At 72.4% G+C, this 3,452-nt stretch carries 5 protein-coding genes; all 5 read left to right on the forward strand.

The window, feature by feature from the left end:
• The coding region (locus VTU_RS27515; RefSeq protein ID WP_010105647.1) for a tetraacyldisaccharide 4'-kinase at positions 1–508 on the forward strand (508 nt) is incomplete at its 5' end.
• Between the two features lie 38 nt (positions 509–546).
• Complete coding sequence (locus VTU_RS0115170) at positions 547–729, forward strand: Trm112 family protein (protein ID WP_010105649.1); 183 nt, start codon at positions 547–549, stop codon at positions 727–729.
• Entirely contained in the window at positions 726–1,538 is an 813-nt protein-coding gene (gene kdsB / locus VTU_RS0115175) for a 3-deoxy-manno-octulosonate cytidylyltransferase (protein WP_010105651.1), read from the forward strand. The genes VTU_RS0115170 and kdsB overlap by 4 nt, the downstream gene beginning before the upstream one ends.
• A 126-nt stretch (positions 1,539–1,664) precedes the next feature.
• Entirely contained in the window at positions 1,665–2,348 is a 684-nt protein-coding gene (adk, locus tag VTU_RS0115180; RefSeq protein WP_010105654.1) for an adenylate kinase, read from the forward strand.
• Positions 2,349–2,370: 22 nt separating this feature from the next.
• A complete protein-coding gene (ltaE, locus tag VTU_RS0115185) occupies positions 2,371–3,441 on the forward strand; it encodes a low-specificity L-threonine aldolase (RefSeq protein WP_010105656.1) in 1,071 nt (356 codons plus the stop codon).
• Positions 3,442–3,452 lie beyond the last annotated feature (11 nt).

The raw sequence follows: 3,452 nt of genomic DNA on the forward strand, positions 1-3,452 counted from the left end.
CGACCAGGGAACAGGCAACGGCTTTCTGCTGCCCGCCGGCCCGCTGCGCGAGCTCTGGCCGCGCGCGGTGGACTTCGTGCTGCACGCGGGCGCCCGGCCCCCGGGCGCATCGGCGGCGCCCGCTTTCGGCATGCGGCGCAGCCTGGCCCCCTGCGCAGTGCGCTGCGACGGCACCCGGCTGCCCCTGACTTGGCTGCAGGGCCAGCCCTTGTACGCGCTCGCAGCCGTGGCGCGGCCGGGCGAGTTCTTTGCCATGCTGCGCGCCGCGGGGCTGACGCTGGCGTGCACCGAGGCCCTGCCCGATCACTACGACTTCAAGCGCTGGAAGGGCCCGCCGGAGCCGCACATGCCCGTGCTCTGCACCGAAAAAGACGCGCTCAAGCTGTGGGGGCTGTACCCGGGCGCGCTCGCCGTTGCGTTGGTGCTGCACATCGACCCGCGCTTTTTCCAGGCCCTCGACGCGCGCCTGCCCCCCGGCGCGCAATGCCACCGCTATCATCCGGCCTGAACGCACGAGCCCGCGCGACCCTCCAAGCCACTGCCCCCATGGACCCGAAACTGCTCGAACTGCTGGTCTGCCCGGTCACCAAGGGCCCCCTGCGCTACGACCGCCAGGCGCAGGAGCTCGTCTCGCGCAGCGCCCGGCTGGCGTACCCGGTGCGCGACGGAATTCCCGTGCTGCTGGAAAACGAAGCCCGCACCCTGACGGACGAGGAACTCGAGCAGTGAGCGCGGCCCTGGACGGGGCGGCCGTGGACCTGCGCTTCACGGTGCTGATCCCGGCGCGCAGGGCCTCGAGCCGCCTGCCGGACAAGCCCCTGGCCGACATCGCCGGCCTGCCCATGGTGGTGCGCGTGGCGCGGCGCGCGGCCCAGAGCGCGGCCCGGCGCGTGCTCGTTGCGACCGACGACGCGCGCATCCAGCAGGTCTGCGCGGCGCACGGCGTCGAGGCGCTCCTGACCCGCGCGGACCACGCCAGCGGCAGCGACCGGTTGGCCGAGGCCTGCGCCCGGCTCGATCTCGCCGGAGACGAGATCGTCGTCAACGTACAGGGCGACGAGCCGCTGATCGACCCCGGGCTCATCGACGCCGTGGCAGCGCTGCTGCCGGCCCGGCCCGAGGCCAGCATGGGAACGGCGGCGCACGCCATTGCCTCGCTGGACGACTACGCCGACCCCAACGTCGTGAAAGTGGTGCTCGACGCCCGGGGCCTGGCGCATTACTTCAGTCGCGCGCCGATTCCTTTTGCGCGCGACCGCGCAGGCACGGCGTGGTGGCAGGACGCAGCGCCCGGCGGCGCCGCGGCGCTGGCAGGGTTTGCACCGCTGCGGCATGTCGGCATCTACAGCTACCGCGCAGACTTTCTGCGGCAGTTTCCCCGGCTGGCCCCGGCGCCTGCCGAGGCGCTCGAAGCGCTCGAACAATTGCGCGCGCTGTGGCATGGCCACCGCATCGCGGTGCACCTGGCGGACGCCGCATCCGGACCGGGTGTGGACACGCCCGAGGACCTGGAGCGGGTGCGCCGCATTTTTCGCTGAGTGCGCCCCGGGCCGCCCGGGGGCGCATGCTATCCTCGAACGTAACCGGCGCGGCGCGGGCGCAGGGCCGGCTCCGGGCAGCTGCGGCCCCCGGTGTGCACCGGTTTCCAACCTTCGAGGAGCTCCATGAGACTGATTCTGCTGGGCGCACCTGGCGCCGGAAAGGGCACGCAAGCCAGCTTCATCTGCCGCGAATACGGCATCCCGCAAATCTCCACCGGGGACATGCTGCGCGCCGCCGTGAAGGCGGGAACGCCCTTGGGCCTGCAGGCCCGGGCGGTGATGGATTCGGGCGCGCTGGTCAGCGACGACATCATCCTCGCGCTCGTCAAGGAACGCACCGCGCAGCCGGACTGCGCCAAGGGCTTTCTGTTCGACGGCTTCCCGCGCACCCTTGCCCAGGCAGACGCCATGAAGGCCGCGGGCGTGCGGCTCGACTGCGTGCTCGAAATCGACGTGCCCTTCGACGCCATCATCGAACGCATGAGCGGCCGCCGCCTGCACCCGGCCAGCGGCCGCACCTACCACATCCGGTTCAATCCGCCCCGGGTGCCGGGCAGGGACGACGCGACCGGCGAGGAACTGGTCCAGCGCGAGGACGACAAGGAAGAAACCGTGAGGAAACGTCTGCAGGTCTACAGCGACCAGACGCGCCCCCTGGCGGACTACTACCGCAGCTGGGCCCAGGCCGAACCCGCAACCGCCCCCCGGTACCGCAGCATCAGCGGAACGGGCAGCGTGGACGAGATCACCGTGCGCGCGCTGCAGGCGCTGGCGGACTGCCCCCGGCCGGTGTTGGTCGGCCATTGACCGAACCCCGGGAGCCCACCCCATGCCGGACTTTCGCAGCGACACCGTCACCCAACCCACGTCCGCCATGCGCGAGGCCATGTTCCAGGCCCCGCTGGGCGACGACGTGCTGGCCGACGACCCCTCGGTGAACGCGCTGCAGGAGCACGCGGCCGAGTTGCTGGGCTTCGAGGCGGCGCTGTTCGCCCCCTCGGGAACGCAGACCAATCTGATCGCGCTCTGGGGCCATTGCCAGCGCGGCGACGAGGCCATCGTCGGCCAAAGCTGGCACAGCTACCGCTGGGAGGCGGGCGGCATGGCCGTTCTCGGGTCGATCCAACCGCAGCCGGTCGAGACGCAGCCCGACGGCACGCTGCGCCTGGCGGACATTGCCGCCGCGATCAAGCCCGACGACCCGCACTTTGCGCGCACCCGCCTGGTGGTGCTGGAAAACACCACTGGCGGCCAGGTGCTGCCGCCGCAGTACCTCGCCGAGGTCGCCCGGCTGGCCCGGGAGCACGCGCTGGCGCTGCATCTGGACGGCGCGCGCGTGTTCAACGCCGCCACGGTGCAGGCCGCGCGCAGCGGCAGCGACGTGTACGCCGAGGCGCGCAGCCTGTGCCGCGAATTCGACTCGGTCTCGCTGTGCCTGAGCAAGGGCCTGGGGGCGCCGGTGGGGTCGCTGCTGCTCGGCCGGCGCGACTTCATCCGCCAGGCGCGCCGCACGCGCCAGATCCTCGGGGGCGGCATGCGGCAGGCCGGAATGCTCGCGGCTGCGGGCCACTACGCGCTGCGCCACCACGTGCGGCGCTTGTCCGAGGACCATGCGAACCTGGACCAACTCGCCCGGGGCCTCGCCGAAGCAGGCCGCGGCCACCCCGTGCTCCAGGGGCGCATCCACGTGCAGCCCTGGCAGACGAACATCTTGTTCACGGATCTGCAGGCCGACGTGGCGCCCGCGTTCAGCGCCTGGCTGGAGCGCAACGGGGTGCGCGTGACGGGCAGCCTGTACGGCGGCCAGACCCGGCTGCGCTGGGTGACGCACCTGGACGTGGGCCCGGCCGACGTGGCCGCGGCGCTGGACTGCGTGGCGCGCTTTGCGCTGCCGGGGTAGATCGGACGCGC

It is taken from the genome of Verminephrobacter aporrectodeae subsp. tuberculatae At4, assembly GCF_000193225.1.
GTDB classification, from domain to species: domain Bacteria; phylum Pseudomonadota; class Gammaproteobacteria; order Burkholderiales; family Burkholderiaceae_C; genus Acidovorax; species Acidovorax aporrectodeae.

Excerpts from the sequence above, each read along its gene's own strand:
- ltaE (WP_010105656.1), top strand. The coding sequence starts at position 2,371 with ATGCCGGACTTTCGCAGCGACACCGTCACCCAACCCACGTCCGCCATG.
- VTU_RS0115170 (WP_010105649.1), top strand. The coding sequence starts at position 547 with ATGGACCCGAAACTGCTCGAACTGCTGGTCTGCCCGGTCACCAAGGGC.
- adk (WP_010105654.1), top strand. The coding sequence starts at position 1,665 with ATGAGACTGATTCTGCTGGGCGCACCTGGCGCCGGAAAGGGCACGCAA.